Source organism: Albibacterium sp., from assembly GCF_035514885.1.
Lineage (GTDB): Bacteria > Bacteroidota > Bacteroidia > Sphingobacteriales > Sphingobacteriaceae > Albibacterium.
Genome location: NZ_DATJCH010000012.1, coordinates 548,286 through 564,813 on the forward strand (window position 1 = coordinate 548,286; position 16,528 = coordinate 564,813).

General features: G+C 35.7%; 15 protein-coding genes. 2 read left to right on the plus strand and 13 right to left on the minus strand.

Annotated elements, in window-relative coordinates:
- Positions 1–64: 64 nt before the first annotated feature.
- Positions 65–559: a Sec-independent protein translocase subunit TatA/TatB gene (locus VL047_RS06405; protein WP_325359269.1), complete on the minus strand. Its 495-nt coding sequence runs from the start codon at positions 557–559 to the stop codon at positions 65–67.
- Positions 560–729: 170 nt separating this feature from the next.
- Between VL047_RS06405 and VL047_RS06410 the strand changes: the two genes are divergently transcribed.
- The gene (locus tag VL047_RS06410; protein ID WP_325359270.1) at positions 730–2,091 is read left to right on the plus strand and encodes an MATE family efflux transporter; all 1,362 of its coding nucleotides are present in this window, start codon (positions 730–732) and stop codon (positions 2,089–2,091) included.
- An 18-nt stretch (positions 2,092–2,109) separates the two neighbouring features.
- Here VL047_RS06410 and VL047_RS06415 read toward each other — a convergent pair whose 3' ends face one another.
- The 4 genes from VL047_RS06415 to VL047_RS06430 all read right to left on the minus strand — a co-directional run bounded on the left by VL047_RS06415 (position 2,110) and on the right by VL047_RS06430 (position 7,173).
- Entirely contained in the window at positions 2,110–2,361 is a 252-nt protein-coding gene (locus VL047_RS06415) for a hypothetical protein (RefSeq protein ID WP_325359271.1), read from the minus strand.
- A gap of 259 nt (positions 2,362–2,620) precedes the next feature.
- Entirely contained in the window at positions 2,621–3,913 is a 1,293-nt protein-coding gene (locus VL047_RS06420; RefSeq protein WP_325359272.1) for a gluconate:H+ symporter, read from the minus strand.
- A 3-nt stretch (positions 3,914–3,916) separates the two neighbouring features.
- Positions 3,917–5,410: a gluconokinase gene (locus tag VL047_RS06425; protein ID WP_325359273.1), complete on the minus strand. Its 1,494-nt coding sequence runs from the start codon at positions 5,408–5,410 to the stop codon at positions 3,917–3,919.
- An 83-nt stretch (positions 5,411–5,493) separates the two neighbouring features.
- Positions 5,494–7,173 (minus strand): MutS-related protein, encoded by a 1,680-nt coding sequence (locus tag VL047_RS06430; RefSeq protein ID WP_325359274.1) that lies wholly within the window; start codon positions 7,171–7,173, stop codon positions 5,494–5,496.
- A gap of 477 nt (positions 7,174–7,650) precedes the next feature.
- Here VL047_RS06430 and VL047_RS06435 point away from each other — a divergent pair, with 477 nt between their 5' ends.
- Positions 7,651–7,935, plus strand: a complete 285-nt coding sequence (locus VL047_RS06435; protein WP_325359275.1) for a hypothetical protein — start codon at positions 7,651–7,653, stop codon at positions 7,933–7,935.
- Here VL047_RS06435 and VL047_RS06440 read toward each other — a convergent pair.
- The 8 genes from VL047_RS06440 to VL047_RS06475 all read right to left on the minus strand — a co-directional run bounded on the left by VL047_RS06440 (position 7,932) and on the right by VL047_RS06475 (position 16,525).
- Positions 7,932–9,890: a nucleoside-diphosphate sugar epimerase/dehydratase gene (locus tag VL047_RS06440; protein WP_325359276.1), complete on the minus strand. Its 1,959-nt coding sequence runs from the start codon at positions 9,888–9,890 to the stop codon at positions 7,932–7,934. The genes VL047_RS06435 and VL047_RS06440 overlap by 4 nt on opposite strands.
- A gap of 160 nt (positions 9,891–10,050) precedes the next feature.
- Positions 10,051–10,866 carry an NAD(P)H-binding protein gene (locus tag VL047_RS06445; protein WP_325359277.1) on the minus strand — a complete coding sequence of 272 codons (816 nt, stop codon included), beginning with the start codon at positions 10,864–10,866 and terminating at the stop codon, positions 10,051–10,053.
- On the minus strand, positions 10,853–12,040 hold the full coding sequence (galK, locus tag VL047_RS06450; RefSeq protein WP_325359278.1) for a galactokinase: 1,188 nt from the start codon (positions 12,038–12,040) through the stop codon (positions 10,853–10,855). Before galK ends, VL047_RS06445 begins: the two co-directional genes overlap by 14 nt.
- 14 nt (positions 12,041–12,054) lie before the next feature.
- Positions 12,055–13,020 carry a glycosyltransferase gene (locus VL047_RS06455; protein ID WP_325359279.1) on the minus strand — a complete coding sequence of 322 codons (966 nt, stop codon included), beginning with the start codon at positions 13,018–13,020 and terminating at the stop codon, positions 12,055–12,057.
- Between the two features lies 1 nt (position 13,021).
- Positions 13,022–13,972: a glycosyltransferase family 2 protein gene (locus VL047_RS06460; protein ID WP_325359549.1), complete on the minus strand. Its 951-nt coding sequence runs from the start codon at positions 13,970–13,972 to the stop codon at positions 13,022–13,024.
- Between the two features lie 2 nt (positions 13,973–13,974).
- Positions 13,975–14,562 (minus strand): DUF4199 domain-containing protein, encoded by a 588-nt coding sequence (locus VL047_RS06465; RefSeq protein WP_325359280.1) that lies wholly within the window; start codon positions 14,560–14,562, stop codon positions 13,975–13,977.
- A 12-nt stretch (positions 14,563–14,574) separates the two neighbouring features.
- On the minus strand, positions 14,575–15,246 hold the full coding sequence (locus tag VL047_RS06470; RefSeq protein WP_325359281.1) for a hypothetical protein: 672 nt from the start codon (positions 15,244–15,246) through the stop codon (positions 14,575–14,577).
- 10 nt (positions 15,247–15,256) lie between these two features.
- Positions 15,257–16,525, minus strand: a complete 1,269-nt coding sequence (locus VL047_RS06475; RefSeq protein WP_325359282.1) for a dihydroorotase — start codon at positions 16,523–16,525, stop codon at positions 15,257–15,259.
- Between the last annotated feature and the right edge of the window lie 3 nt (positions 16,526–16,528).

Here is a 16,528-nt window from a genome sequence, read left to right on the forward strand (position 1 = left end):
TTAGTCGAATAGAAAAGCCGAAAATAAATTCCGGCTCATCAGTATGTATAAAAGGATTTAATGCTTAATCATTTTTAGAATTCAGATCCTCTGACTTAAGAGGTTCTGCGTTATTAGTTGATTCCGGAACTTCAACTGCCGGACTTGTTGTTGCTTCGTCAGCATGAACACTGTAATCGTAATTTGGTTGGTAATGCCCATCGTATTGCGGATCATAGTTAGGATCCATTGTTGGATCATCTGCATTTGCTGCTTCTTCTGAAGAAGGTCGAACATCTTCAGTAACATCTGTCGCATTGCTGCTGGCAGGAACTGATGAGTTTTCTTCTATGGCCTTCGGTGCGGAAGTCTTTTTAACATCTTTTTCAAAATCGTTAATTTGGTCGTTAATGTCGCGTTTAATGGTTTCAGAAGCATCTTTAAACTCCCTTATACCTTTACCCAGACCACGCGCTAACTCAGGAAGTTTTTTGCCACCAAAGAGGAACAACGCAATCACGAAAATGAAAATCATTTCCTGCCCGCCAATGTTTAAAAATAAAAGAATTGAACTGTACATATTTTCTTGTGTTGGTTATTGATTGTTCAAAGTTATTATTTTTTAGTAATAATGATGAAAATATATAGGATTAATGATCGGGTTTGTAAGGGTATAAATAACCAATTTTACTTGTTGATTCCAAAGGGAATAAGATATACGTATCTTTGCCGGATTAAAAAAATCAGACATTGAAAGCATATTTCTCAAAGTACCTCCCTTATTACCGTTCTAACTTGCATTTAGCAGGGCCTATTATGATCTCTCAGTTGGGTCATACCTTGGTACATACCGCTGATAGTGTTATTGTTGGACATTTTGCAGGTACTGTTCCTTTAGCTGCTGTGTCATTGGTAAACAGTGTTTTTATGATTGTGATGGTTGTCGGCCTGGGAATAGCTTTTGGCTTAACCCCACTGATTGCTCAGGAAAATGGTCGCAATAACAAAGAAGAATGTGCCCGATTATTTTCAAACAGTATCTTTCTAAATATAATTTCCGGAGTTGTTTTATTCTTTCTGGTCTATTACGGTTCAATGGCTATGTTAACCCATCTAGATCAAGATCCAGCAGTTGTAGTTGAAGCAAAACCATATTTGCTTATCCTAAGTATTTCTATTGTTCCGATAATGATATTTAGTGCTTTTAAACAATTTGCAGAGGGATTAGGGTTTACCAGACAAGCAATGCGGATTACCATTTGGGGAAACGTATTGAATGTTATTATAGCAATTATATTTGTTAAAGGAATGTTTGGTATTAAGCCAATGGGTGTTAGCGGAGTTGGTTATGCTACACTCATAGATCGTTGTTTGATGGCCCTGGTGATGGGAGTTTATATTTTCAATTCCAAAGACTTCCGGCCATATATTAAACACTTTGTATGGAAGCAAATTGATTGGATTCGTTCTGTTAATATCTTGAAAATAGGATCACCTGTTGCTATGCAATATGTTTTTGAAATCGGAGCCTTTGCAGCTGCCTCTATCCTAGCCGGACAGCTGGGTGCTGTAGAGCAAGCAGCCCATCAAGTAGCAATTAACTTAGCAGCCATAACTTACATGGTAGCAACAGGTATTGCTTCGGCGGCAACCATTCAGGTGGGTAATAGTTTTGGGAAAAATAATTTCGATCGTCTGTTCAAATTTTCCGCTTCAAGTTATCACATCGTTTTAATTCTTATGATGTTCACGGCTATTATCTTTGTGGTATTTAATAAGCAATTGCCCTGGATATTTACAGCCGATCCAGCAGTAATTTATTTAGCTGCTCAATTACTGATTATAGCAGGCTTATTTCAACTGTTTGATGGCACTCAATCGGTTGGTTTGGGCATCTTAAGAGGCATGAGCGATGTCAATAAACCTACGTTTATCGTATTTGTTGCTTACTGGATAATCGGTTTACCCATTAGCTATTATTTAGGAATTCACCTCGGATTTGGTTTAAAGGGTATCTGGTACGGTTTAACTATTGGATTGATGACATCTTCTCTTCTACTGTTTCTTCGCTATCGCACAAGAACACGTCATCTACTTAAAGAAACTGCCTAATTATTAATCAAAGACAGTTTATTCAATGCTGTCTTGTTTTTTATCAACTGGACTTTCCAGCTTGTCCGGACTTACAATATGTCGGATTACCCAAGCTTCTTTACCCTTGTCAAGACCTCTTTCAAAGAATACTGTAAATCTTTCAATGCTTCCATCCGGGTTATTGAAATAGATTTCAAGATTAAGTTCATTCTCTGCTTCTAAATCAGCTATATTAAGCTTTGATAATTCTTCAAAGGCCTTTTTCTTTATTTCTTCATCTTTGTACATATACTAAATACAAATATTTCCACATGTTGTTTTACGGGATTGATTAATACCAAGTCTATACCTCGTATAATATCCATGAGAACTTACTAGGTTGTAGCTGCATTATGTCTACGCTAAAATATGTGAAAAAGCGTAGACATAATGCTTGGATAACGCATGAATAACTCTTTTATGGTTTACAAGGGCCGTTCAATGTATGGACCAATTAGGGAGAAAGACTATAGATACGAGCAGAAACAAGAAAATTAAATCTCAACTATTATACAAAGTGGCTTAATAACAATACGCCAAGCAGACCGAGTATGGATACCAAACTTTCCATGACGGTCCAGGTAGTAAATGTTTCCTTAAGCGAAAGGTTGAAATATTCTTTAAACATCCAGAATCCGGTATCGTTTACATGAGAGAGCATTAAACTTCCGGCCCCGACAGAAAGCACCATTAATTCGGCAGGAGCATTGGGTCCTACCAATGGTAGCACCATTCCTGATGCCGTTAAGGCAGCTACAGTGGCCGATCCCAATGTAACACGTAGTAATGCTGTAATAATCCAGGCAAGCAGCAAAGGCGATAGTTGGAAGGTCGAAGAAATCTCTTTTACAACTTCTCCAACTCCGCTATCTACTAATATTTGTTTAAAAGCACCACCAGCAGCAATAATTAAAATAATCATGGCAACACTTTTAACTCCTTCTGTACAAGATTCCATGGCTTCTGCGATGGGTATATCTTGCACAATTACAGCGATAACGACCGAAGCAAGTAAAGCAACGGTTGGGTCGGCTATGAATGCAAAAACTGTATGCAAAGTCGATTCAGGCAGAACACTGGCTCCAATGGTTCCTGCAATGATGATAAATACAGGTAATAGCGCAACCAGGAAGCTTTTAAAGGCTGAGGGTAAGCTTGTATCAGATGCAAAGGAATTCATATCAAAGCTTATTCCTTTTTCTCTTTTAATAACCAAGCGTGGAAAATAAACACCCGCTATGATTGAAATAGGAATGGTTAAAATAATTCCATACAAAAGTGTTACTCCGATATCTGCGTCTAAAATAGCTGCCAAAGCAACCGGACCAGGATGGGGTGGTAAAAAGCCATGCGTAACAGATAATGCTGCCGCCATGGGGATACCGATGTATAATTTTGGTAGTCCGGTGGCTGATGCAATTGCAAATACAAGTGGAATCAATACAACGAAACCTGCATTATAGAATAAGGGAATACCTACCAATAGACCGGTAAGCAATACTGCCCATTGGATATTATCATATCCGAACGATTTCATTAATACAGCAACGATTTTCTTAGCCGCACCGCTATCTTCAATCAGCTTGCCCATCATCGCTCCCAACGCGAGAACCATAACCATGCTCCCGAGTGTACTTCCGATTCCATTACCAATAGAATCCATCACTGTTAATACAGGCATTCCGAGGAATAAACCGGTAAGAATAGCTACGATTAGAAGGGCAATCATTGGGCTTAACTTCTTAAGAATAAGAATAAAAAGCAGTACAATGCCTAGCAGTACGATTAATAAAGACGACATAATTTAGTTATTCATTAGGTAAAACTGATGCATGGTTTCCTTTAAATTGGAATAAAGGAGTTTAAAGATGGTAAAATTCTTTGAATAAATTTCGGAGTTTACTGGGTTTGGTTTTATGGTTTTAAGGTTGCTATAATTTGAAGTTGGATATTCCTGTATTAATTTAAGAGCTTTCATGGATAAAAAAGCTGCTCCTACAGATGATGCATCTTCAGTTTGTACAACTACTAATTTCTTTTCCGTAATATCGGCAAGGGTTTGCACCCAAATATCTGACTTAACGAATCCTCCACTGATATTGATCTGCGTAATGGGTTCTGCATTTTGCTGAACGGTATCCAGAACATCTTTCATGGCATAACAAATGCCTTCTAGAACAGCTCTTGAGAAATGTTCCTGACCGTGTTGAAGCTTGATGCCAAAGAAAGTACCGCAGCTCTTGCTATCCCAAATGGGTGCGCGCTCTCCGGTTAAGTAAGGTAAAAATATTAATCCTTCGCTGCCTGCCGGTACCTCTCCTACTTGTTTGAAAAGCTCGTCGTAAGAATCCTCAGTAGGTTTACCTTGTGTAATATTCTTTAGCCACCATTGAAGAGCAATACCTCCATTATTGATGGGGCCACCGCAAATAAAGGTTTCCTTATCCAGAATATAGCTAAAGGGCATTGATTTCTCATTAGGCAACGGTCTTTTGCTGGCTATTCGAATAGCGCCACTTGTTCCTATGGTCATTACCGCTACTCCTGGTTTATTAGCCATGCTGGCTAAATTGGCTAAACAGCCATCGCTTGCACCGATTGTAAATTGAACACCAGCTTGGAGAAATTTGAGCTCAGAATTCTGATGCTCAGTTCTAAATTCTTTTGTGTAGTCGGTTGGTACCGGTTCTGATAAGATCAACTCGTCTATACCAATTAATGCTAAAGCGTTTTGATGCCAGCTTAGTTTATTAATATCGAACAAACCTGTGCAAGACGCAATGGAATAATCTACTTTATATTCCTGAAAGAGTTTGTACCAAAGATATTCTTTAATCGAGATAAATTTATAAGCTTTTTCAAGTAAGTCAGGTTGGTTTTCTTTTATCCAGATCAGCTTACATAAGGGCGACATCGCATGAAGCGGTGTGCCGGTATCCATATAAATTGCTAAACCTTCGGCAGAATGTTGAAGTCTTTGTGCTATATCTGAACTTCTGCTGTCTGCCCAGGTCATCATAAGCGACAAAGGTTTACAATCGTTATCTACGGCTAATAAGCTGTGCATCGCGCTGCTTAAACTGATGGCCATAGGTTGTGATCCTATTTTATGAATAACATCTTTAATACAGGCTAGAAATGCTTCCCATATCTGTTCAGGGTCTTGCTCGTGATAACCGGGTTTAGTAGAACTAAAGGAATAATACTGTTGGGAGGTTTCAAAAGATTCGCATTGGAGATTCACCGCTACAGCTTTAACACTGCCAGTGCCAACGTCAATTCCTAAAACATACTTCATAGTGAGGGTTTGTTCGGTGCAATATAGAGTTTTTAGGAAAAAACATAGAGGAAAACGGATTATAATTTATTAACATTCGAGGACTAACCTTTATCTATTAACGATTGCAGAGTTTTATTTGCTTCATGAATTACTCTTATGGGTAAATTACTTATTTCAAGAATTCGGATCGCATTTGTGTTTTTAAGTACACCTGATTTTATTTTATGATCGAATAATAAGTTTCCTTCAACTATCTGTTCTTCAAAATAGTATGGTTCGAACTTACTGCCGAGTAAATTAATTAATTCAACATCATGCGTCGCGACGAGAACAATGTGATTCTTTAAATCAAGATATTTCAATATGGATGAGGCAGATGCAATGCGTTCAAGTGTATTAGTACCCTTAAGAACTTCATCTAGGATAAAGAGACAGTTATCTTTGATTTCGCTATTTTCAACAAATTGAGAAATCAAATCGACTTCTGCTTTATAAGAGCTTTTTCCTTCAAGAATACTATCTCTAATTCTTAAGGAAGTGAATAAAGCCATTGAAGTTGCTTTATAAGATGTCCCAAAGCAGGTAAAGATTGTTTGAGCTAATATATTATTAATTGCAACTGTACGTAAAAAAGAGGATTTGCCAGACATATTTGACCCGGTAATAATGGCACTTTTTCCGTTGAGTTCAATGCTATTGACTATGCAATTCTTTAAAAGTGGATGATAAACATTAACTGCTTGAAGTATTTTTCCCTCTTCTATTAAAACTGGAATACATGTTTGTTCTTCACCACTTCTTAGTGAAGCTATAGAAATAACTGTATCTATATTTCCAATAAAATTAAAAAGGTTTAATAAGTCTTTGTGCCAGAGAAAAATATCATTTTGGATTTTTCTTAGCATATGAATTTCTATCAAGAAAAATGCTTTAATTAAATCCGTGATATATTTGGCTATTTGAACCGGATCGGCATCGTTTGAGAATAAATCAAAATTAATAACCCTTATTCGATTTCGAATGATTTTGCCCCTATCCAAACTTTCTTTTAAAAATCGTGTATCAAATAAGCTTTGATCAATATTTAGTTTTTCAATGTCTTTTACGGATTTAATTAATAAGCTTAATTGAGGTAAAGATACCATATAGCTAAGGAGATTGCTTTTTCCCCAAAAGTATAACCCCATATTTATGGTTATTAGAGCTATTGTTATGATAGATGCACCCGAATAAAAAGGAATTAAGAGCAAAGAGAATATAAGTAATACTGTATCCAAAACAAATAGATAGTAATAAGAATCTTTATAATAAGAAGGTGCATGAATTAATTTTGCAATTGAATAAGCCTCTGGTTTAGATAATAGAGATAATTTTTTTTGAACTTGAAATCTTAATTCAGGATTGTTAATAAAATACTTGACTTGTTTATCCAAAATATTTAATCTTTTAACATCATCTATTGGATTTAATATTTTGTTATATAAGTATTGTTGTCCGACTCTGGAGGTTGTTCTGTCAACAAATGAGAATACATCTTGAAAGTCCAGATCGTCTAAGGTTTGATCGGATAATCTATGGTATCTAACTTCGGGATTGGAAAACTTAGAAAGTAAATCAATACGCTCATAATCATAAAAATTATCCAAAGATTTTATTTTTCCCCAGTTATTAATATAGAAAGCGGCATCTTTCCTATTTTTCTTTTGAAACAATGCTCTCCTGATAATGAAGTATATTAAACAGATTACTATCAGAAAAGTTATCACATAATATTGATTCATTATAAATTTTTTTAATCAAGTCGACTGAAATTATAATTAGGTTGGTTTCTTAAGTAGTAACTCATGTGATTTAATCATCCTACTGTTGGAATTCTCGATACAATATAGAATTTTAGTAAGAGAATAAAAGGAAAATTATACATATACATTTATCAGTAAGCCTGAACAAGCTATAAGTTTAAGAGGTCTAATGATTTGGAATATTACAATATTATTATTTAGCCAACTTATAAATTAATTATATTCGAAATTAACAGTGATTAGGAATATTATGAGCACTATTTCAGCTAAGATTACTAGTTTTTGTAGTTGTTAGTTCATTTTTATCTTACATTTTCTCAGATATCCAAAGGTTATACTATGCAACGTTCTTACTTTGGTATTATCTTTAGTAATAATCTCTAATATATCTCTTCATTGACCTTAAGATGCATCTTTAGGTATCAATTTTATTGTTTAACTCTGGAACTAAACGTAATGGAAAAGGACTTTAAGGAACTACTGCGTCTTCTACAGATTAAGTCATTTAATGAATTCTTTCTCTTTGAGAATGGGAAATTGAGAAATTATCATAACCTCTATGTTTTTAAATATAAGTTAAGAAACTTTTGCGAAATGGTTTACTCAACTTCTTGTTTGACAAATGACTTCAAGATTGAAGAGGTTATTTCAGCCTTCGAAAGGCTAGCTTCGGAAATGGTTTATGAACTGAAAGATAAGCAGGAGTTATTGAAGTATATAGCTGCTCATAAAGGAGCTTAGCCTACTTCTTCAATGGATGGCGATGTGTCATCTGCATCCAGGCCCTCATAAACAGAATTCTTACTTAAAAATTCAGGAATAATTTGTTTCATAACTCGAACAGTTTCTTCATTATTATGGAGTAAATTAACCTTTAGTAATTCTTCTATTGCTTTGTTAGCTTGTTTATAGGAGTAACTCTGTACACGTGCGATATTGATCTTTTTATGATGTGTTGCTAAGGTTAGCTCGGTGGAAGCTAATAGTTCTTCATAAAGTTTTTCACCTGGGCGTAATCCACTGAATACAATCTCAATATCCTTCCCTTCTTCCAATCCTGCAAGCTGGATCATTTTTTTTGCCATATCCAGTATTTTGACAGGTTTTCCCATATCGAATACAAATATCTCTCCTCCTTTTCCCATCGTTTCTGCTTCCAGAACCAGTTGCACTGCTTCTGGTATAGTCATAAAATAACGAGTGATTTCAGGATGAGTAACAGTGATAGGGCCACCTTTTTCTATTTGTTCTCTAAAACGAGGGATAACCGAACCATTAGATCCTAAAACATTTCCAAAGCGGGTGGTTATAAAACGAGTTTTGCCGTGAGGAAAGGAATCTAGCGCCTGAGTATACATCTCTGCCAATCTTTTCGAGGCACCCATTACATTGGTCGGATTTACTGCCTTATCCGTAGATATCATTATGAATTTTTCTATATCAAACTCTACCGACAAGTCTGCAATATTTTTGGTGCCACCAACGTTCGTTGCAATAGCCTCAAAAGGGTTATTTTCCATTAACGGTACATGCTTATAAGCAGCGGCATGATAAACCACCTCTGGCCTGCATACGTCAAAAAGCTTGTGCATCCGATCATATTCCTTTACATCTGCAATAACAATTTCTACAATGGCATCCGGAAACTTCTCTTCTATCTCTAGTTGAATATTATAAAGAGGTGATTCTGCATTATCACATAATATAAGAAAGGAAGGTTTATATGAAAGTACTTGGCGAACTATTTCAGAGCCTATTGAACCTGCAGCACCTGTTACCAGAATTCGCTTACCTTTTATATGTTGTCTTACCATACTGCAGGGAATATTAATTGGTTTGCGTTGTAAAAGATCTTCGATTTGCAATTCCTTAATTTGCTTTTTAGCAACTTTTCCTGAAAGCCAGTTTTTAGATGGAGGAATTGTAAGGATCTGAATACCCAATCGCATACAACGTTCAATTACTATTTGCTTTGATTTTTGATCAAGATTTTCATTGACAATTAAGAGTTCATCTATATTTCTTTGTTTTTTAAGGCGTTCTATATCACTGAAGTGGTAGACCCTCTTTTGTTCTACATAGCTGTTGAAGCGATTATGTTCGATATCAATGAATCCTTCTATTATATAGTTCATCTCCTGATCGTTCTCTAATGCCCGCTTTACTAACAGCGCATTTTTATCGGATCCGTAGATTAAAACATGATGAGCTTTCCTGTTAGAGAAGTGTTGAACCATGGATAGATAAAATGTTTTGGCAAGCAATCTGAATATGATTAATACAGTAGAGCAAACAAATATGTTGATTATTAATAGCTGATATAATGCTTTATAATTGTCTTTGATGATATGATCTCCGAATAGTATTATCCCTCCAAAAAACAATAAGGTAACAACGAGTGTAGCGAGGAATATGTGGAGTAAGTCGGTTGTATTTGAAAAACGGAGAAGACGAGTATGTAATTTTAATAGAAAGATTATTGGTAAGGCTGATAAGTTGAAGAGAACAATGTAATAGAAATAACGCTCTAAATCAATAGAAGCAAATTCAAACCATTCAACAATAAAAAAAGAAAGTGTAAATGCGCAAGAAATAAGCACCATATCAATTAATAGAATTATTAAAGGATGAAGATGCCTATCGTTTAATAAAAAATTCTTGATTAGGTTTACATTGAAAGGAGAAAGTTTTATCATAGAATTTATTTAATACTATGTATGCTTAATCGTTAGTTAATCCGTAAGCCGATTAACAAAGTTAAAATAACTTATGTGACTGCTGAAGTATTTCATAAAAATACCTAAATATAGGTATTTTCTAAATAAATCTCAGTTATTAATTATAAGTCAAATCTTTCTATGGAATTAACTCTTCTTTAAAGATATATTTTATAAATAAAGGTAAGTTAAGGCTGTTTACAATCTTCCATTCATTTAGTTCATGAATAAAATCCGGAGCTGGTTCGTTCTCAATTTTAGAAGCATGGGTATAGAAGTCAATGCGGCTTGGATGTTGAGGTGAGCAAGCATTGTATATTTTTCCGAATGCTTCTTTTTCTAAAATCGCGTGGCTGATTCCTAAACAATCATTTAAATGAATCATGTTAACGGGGGTCAGCCCATTAGGAATAGATTCTTTTCCTTTAAAGAATCTTCCGGGATTTCTTTCGGGGCCAAATAAACCACCAAAACGGACAATCGTAATGCTAAAGTTCTTTTGAGCTAGTGCGATATTTTCTGCCAGAAGTAATGCTTTTCCTGAATCGCTGTTGGGGTTTGGGAGATCTAATTCAGTGAATTCTTTTCCCGCATTTTCATATACACCTGTAGAGCTGATAAGAATGACATGTTTTATTTTGCCATTTGTAGCTGCTTTACAAATGGCTTCAATTTTTTGTGGATATAAATTTACTTCTCCTGATTTCCTTTTTGGTGGAATGGAGATAAAAAGAACATCGCTTTGAAAGAACTGGGGGTTGTAGTTTACTTCTTCTGATGAGAAGTTAATTTGGTAGTCTTCAATTCCTGATTCTTTAAGTTTATCTAACTTTTCGCTTGATGTTGTAGAACCTTTTACGCTATACCCCTTTTCTATAAGTGATTTGGCCAAGGCTAAGCCAAACCAACCACATCCTAATATACTAACCGAGAATAGTTTATTATTTGGATTCATTTCTTGCATCTTTTAAAAGCTTTGTTCCATCAACAATGGATATTGGATATATTTTCATGGCTTTTCCCATGGCTTTTTCATAGGCAATAGCAGTACTGTTTGAGATGTTGTCAATTGCTTTGTTCTCTATCAGATTGATTGTACATCCTCCAAAGCCTCCTCCCATCATTCTTGCACCTAGAACTTCCGGATAGTCTTTTACGAAATCTACTAAGAAATCAAGTTCTTTGCAACTTACTTCGTATTCATTTTTTAATCCTTCATGCGTCTGGAACATTCTCTTTCCGAATTGTCTAAAATCTGATTCCAGGAGATCATTACAAGCGTCCTCAACGCGTTTGATTTCCTGAATGATATATTGACAACGTTTATATGTTATTGCATCAAAGGGTTTGATAAACTCATCGAGCATCGCTTGAGTAGCCTGCCTTAGGCTCGTAATTTCCGGATAGTGTTTCTGGATGAGTTGTACGCCATATTCACATTGTTGTCTTCTTTCATTATATGCCGATGAGGCCAATGAATGTTTTACCTGTGTATCGAACAGGATCAGGCTGTATTGATCAGTGTCAAAAGGGATGTATTGATGTTCATAAGATCCGCAATCCAATTTAATGAATTTGTTTTCTTTACCAAAAACACTTGCGAATTGATCCATCAAGCCACACTTTACACCTACGAATTCATTTTCTGCTTTTTGTGATATTTTAGCCAGTTCAAGAGAATTAAATCCGAGGTTAAAAAGACTATTGAAAGCATAGGCCGTTGCACACTCTACAGCAGCTGAGGAAGATAAACCAGCTCCTTGTGGTATATTGCCGCCGAAAACAATATTTACACCGCGTAATTTTTTATCGAGTTTTTGTATTTGATCAATGACTCCCAAGATATAATCAGGCCATAGTTTGTTGGAAATTTGAATAGCCGATAAGGAAGTTGCGTAGCTGTCTTGATAATCTTGAGAGAAAATATGAATTTCATCATCTTCCCGGCTTGCTATTGCTAAAAAGATGTATTTATCAATAGCCGCCGGTAGTACTAATCCGTTATTATAGTCCGTATGCTCACCAATCAGATTTATTCTTCCCGGAGAATAGAACATATCTGGAGATGAATTAAATTTTGTTTTGAAAGTCTGCTCTATATTATTTGTGATTTCAGATAGTTCAGGCATGTTTATTTTTATAATTATTTTTGTAAAATTAGCCGCTTCCAGAAGTCTTGCATAAATCCTAAACCATAAGCAGTTAGCTGAATCAATGAGGTAAATACACTTAAAAGTGCAATCTTTAGTGAATTGGTTTTTGTCCAAGCGTGAACGAACAAAAGCAGAATATATATAGCTAAGAGTAGGTTACCAAACTGTGCAATAGGGAAAGAAAGAATATTTGCAATAAGGGTTCCGAATAAGAATAAAACGAATGCTGATGGAAAAAAGTGAACGAGTTTTAATTCGCTTGGAAAATGTTTATAAATGTTAATTCTTGCTCTTCCAAAGAAATGTAACTGCTTGTAAAACTGGTTGAAATCTGTTCTTCGTTTATGAAAAACTTTAGCATCAGGAATGAGTCCGATTTTAAAGCCGGCCTTCTGTATTCGAATGCTATATTCTATGTCTTCACCTAAGCGTGTCAATTTAAAACCACCTACTTGTTCCCAGGCTTTTCTCGAAACGCCCATATTAAAGCTGCGAGGATGAAAGGTGCCTATATGCTTTTTATTACCGCGAATGCCTCCTGTAGTGAAAGGAGATGTCATGGAATAGCTAATCGCTTTTTGAATGGGGGTAAATGAGTCATGTGCTGCATCCGGACCTCCATAAGCATCTAAATAATGCTTATTCAGGTAGTCATAGACAATATTTAAATAATCAGTCGGGATCAGACAATCAGAGTCAAAGATTATAAAATAGTCTCCTTTTGCACGCTCAAATCCGTAATTTCGGGCAAAGCCCTGTCCGGCATTTTCCTTGTAAAAGTACTGAATATTGATTTTATCGGAATAGCTTTCGATAATAGATCGGGCATCCTGTTTAGAGCCATCCTCTATGATCAATACTTCAAAATTTTTGTAATCCTGCTGTTCTAATGTAAAGAGCAGTTCGTCAATTTCCTGAGGACGGTTATAAAGGGGAATAATAATTGAAAAAAACATATCAAATTACCTTTTCGATTTGATAGTTATTTCGATCAGTTGAGCTGCGTGAAACCATTTCAGCAACAAAGCCTGTTAGAAAAAGCTGAAAACCTACTATGATCGCTACTAAAGCTAAATAGAATAAGGGTTGGTCGGTTACATCACGATAAGCTGTATGAGATGAAATTGCCATGAGCTTTTGAATCAGAAGCCAAATGGTGATAAGAAAGCCTGCAAAAAAGCTCATAGCACCCATTGTACCAAAAAAATGCATAGGCCGTTTGCTGAATTTGCCAACGAAGAAGATGGATATCAAATCAAGGAAACCATTAATAAAGCGGCTCATTCCAAATTTTGTTTCGCCATATTTTCGTGGATAATGCTGAACAACCTGCTCACCTATTTTTTTGAAGCCAGCCCATTTTGCAATTACAGGGATGTAGCGGTGCATTTCTCCATACACCTCAATGTTTTTTACTACCTCTTTTCGATAAGCTTTTAATCCGCAATTGAAGTCATGCAAGTTATTTATTCCAGACATTTTGCGTGTAGCTGAATTAAATAGCTTGGTAGGAAGTGTTTTAGACAGCGGATCGTGTCGCTTCTGCTTCCACCCCGAAATCAGATCAAAGCCTTCTTCTTTTATTCTACTATACAGTTTTGGGATTTCATCCGGACTGTCTTGTAAATCAGCATCCATGGTAATGACAACATCCCCTTGCGCCATTGCAAAGCCAACATTTAATGCGGCAGACTTACCGTAATTTCTTCTAAATTTTACAGCAGTAACCGACTGAAATTTTTCTTTTAGTTTTTCAATTACAAGCCAAGAGGCATCTGTACTGCCATCGTCAATAAAAATAAGTTCATAGCTAAACTTATTTTCCCACATTACGCGGTCTATCCACTCCGTTAATTCCGGTAAGGATTCATCTTCATTAAATAGAGGTATGACAACAGAAATATTCATCATTAATCGTTCAACTCTTCGTCAGCTTGTTCTGTGCGGTAAAAAACAGGTCTGTCTTTTTTAAAGATGGCCGCCCATATCATAGCACCAATAAAATAGATAATTACTGAGAAGCCTATGCTTTTAACAATATCCATAAAAGATGGATGGAATTGCTTCACCATGGCTATCTCTGCGTCTGAAATAGCTTTATCAATAATTTCTTGGTCGTCTGTAATCCTTTCCATCAATTCAGTTGTCGCATTTAATGTCATTTCTGTAATCTTTGATTCATAGGAAGGTTCTATCCATCTTGCAAAGACTATTGAAAAGAAGAACAAAATAATTGTGGGGATAATAAAGAGTATAAAAATAGATTTTAATGCTTCACTAAAGGACCAAAAGCCTCCAATTTCCTTTCTTATTTCTAATGTGAAATATATGGCCAATCCTAAACCAATAACCAATTGAATGGCGGAGTATTTCCAGGTACCCATTAATTGAGGGCCAGCATAATAAACAAGTAAAAAGATAACCAAATTAATTGCTGTCCAGATTAAACCATATTTAATGGCCAGCGATTTTGCGGAAGTAAGGGTATTTGAATCCATTGTATTTTGAGTTTAAGATTGGTTATAAGCAATGATTAAAGCAAGGATCGCTGCATCAAAGGATTTGTTTTTGCTCGATTTTACATAACTATCAAATTGTTGTTCAGTAGGTTCTGGTTCTGAAAAGAAACACATAACCGGATAGAAAAGATCTGCAACTTCATGATCTGGATCAAGTTTTCCGGCTACAGTTGCTATTCCTTCGTAATCACTGTCTACTAAAATCTGATTTTCAATAAAAGGCTCGTAGATTCGATATTCATCCTGAAACTCATCTTCTTCTACCAATAAGAACTCTTTTAAAAAGTCATCTAATTCAGGACTTATTTTTTCGTCTTTGCATTCACGTAAATAGAGAAGAACGTTTAATAATTCTGTTCCTCGGTCAATAGTTTGATCTTCAATGCGTTCCCATTCAGGAGATTCAAGATAATCTGCTTCAAGTTTTGCAGCATCAATAGTAAAGAAGTTAATTAACAGCAAGTCAAAAAACACCTCGCGTAAATCATCGAAATGAATAAAATCATCGAATACGCGGTCTAAATATTCAACCTTTTCTAAGTAGGGTTTATCAATTTTAAAAGCTTCAAGAATACGTCTGCTAAATACATCTGATTTTTGATTGTTGGCTAAGCTATATTCGTGAATGGACGCTTTGAGTGCTTGTTCTATTTGATGATTCATGCTTGTAATTTTAAAGGATTAAAGTATTATTTTTATGTATTAATAAACTTACCTTTCCCTTTAACTCTGAATTAAAAAGAGGGTTATTAGTTGCTTTTGAGCGGTTAGACCTGCTGTCAAATATCCATAATTCATTCGGATTAATCAAAATTAGATTTGCCTGCTCACCGACTTTAAGTTGGATTGGTTCTATGTTTAGCACCTTTCGTGAGTTTATTGATAGCTTTTCTATGATTAATTCAAGCGGAAGTTTGGCTTTTAATAACATAGGTAGTACAGTTTGCAGACTAGCTATTCCAAATTCTGCTATTTCGAATTCCACCTTTTTGTATTCAATTTCGTGTGGAGTGTGTTGAGATACGATGGCATCAATGGTGCCATCCTTTAATCCTTTTATTAAGGCTATTCTATCAGCTTTTGATCGTAAAGGCGGTCTGACTTTTAAGTTGCTGTCGAATGAAATTAATTCATCGTCTGTTAGAAGCAGGTGGTGAGCAGCAACATCACAGGTAACTTTAAGACCTTTTTTCTTTGCCTTTCGAATTTGTTCTACAGCTCCCGCGGTACTAATTGTGCTGAAATGGATTGGAGAATCGTTGTATTCAACCAAAAACAGGTCGCGTGAAATCATTATTTCTTCTGCCATATCCGGATTTCCTTTCATTCCCAGATAGGTGCTCATCTCCCCTTCATTCATCTTTGTTTTTCCTGCAATTGACTTATCTTCCGAAAATGAGAAAATCAAACCGTCAAAACCTTTACTATACAATAGAGCCCTACTCATTAATCCGGCATGTTGTAAACTCCTGTCACCATCGCTAAAAGCAACAGCACCTGCTAGTTTCATGTCATACAATTCAGCAAGCTCTTTTCCTTCTCTATTTTTGGTAATAGTTCCTAAAGGATAAATATCAATAGGTGTATCTTTGGCGCTATTTACAATAAAAGCTATCTCTGAACGGCTTTGCAATGGAGGATTGGTATTGGGTTGTAAAACCACTCCTGTAAAACCTCCGGCTGCTGCCGTAGCACAACCTGTTATAAAATCTTCTTTCGTTTCAAGGCCTGGTTCTCCAAAATTTGCGTTTAAATCAAAAAAACCAGGTGCTAAATACTGACCTTCGCCAGAAATAAGCTTAGTTTCTTTGCTAGCTTTTAGTTTTCCGGGTACTTCAATGGCTTTTATAATTCCATCTTCAATTAAAACATCGGCATTTTGTTTATAGAACTTAGAATCTGGAAAAAGGATATTAGCAGATTGAATAATCAGTCTTTCCATAGG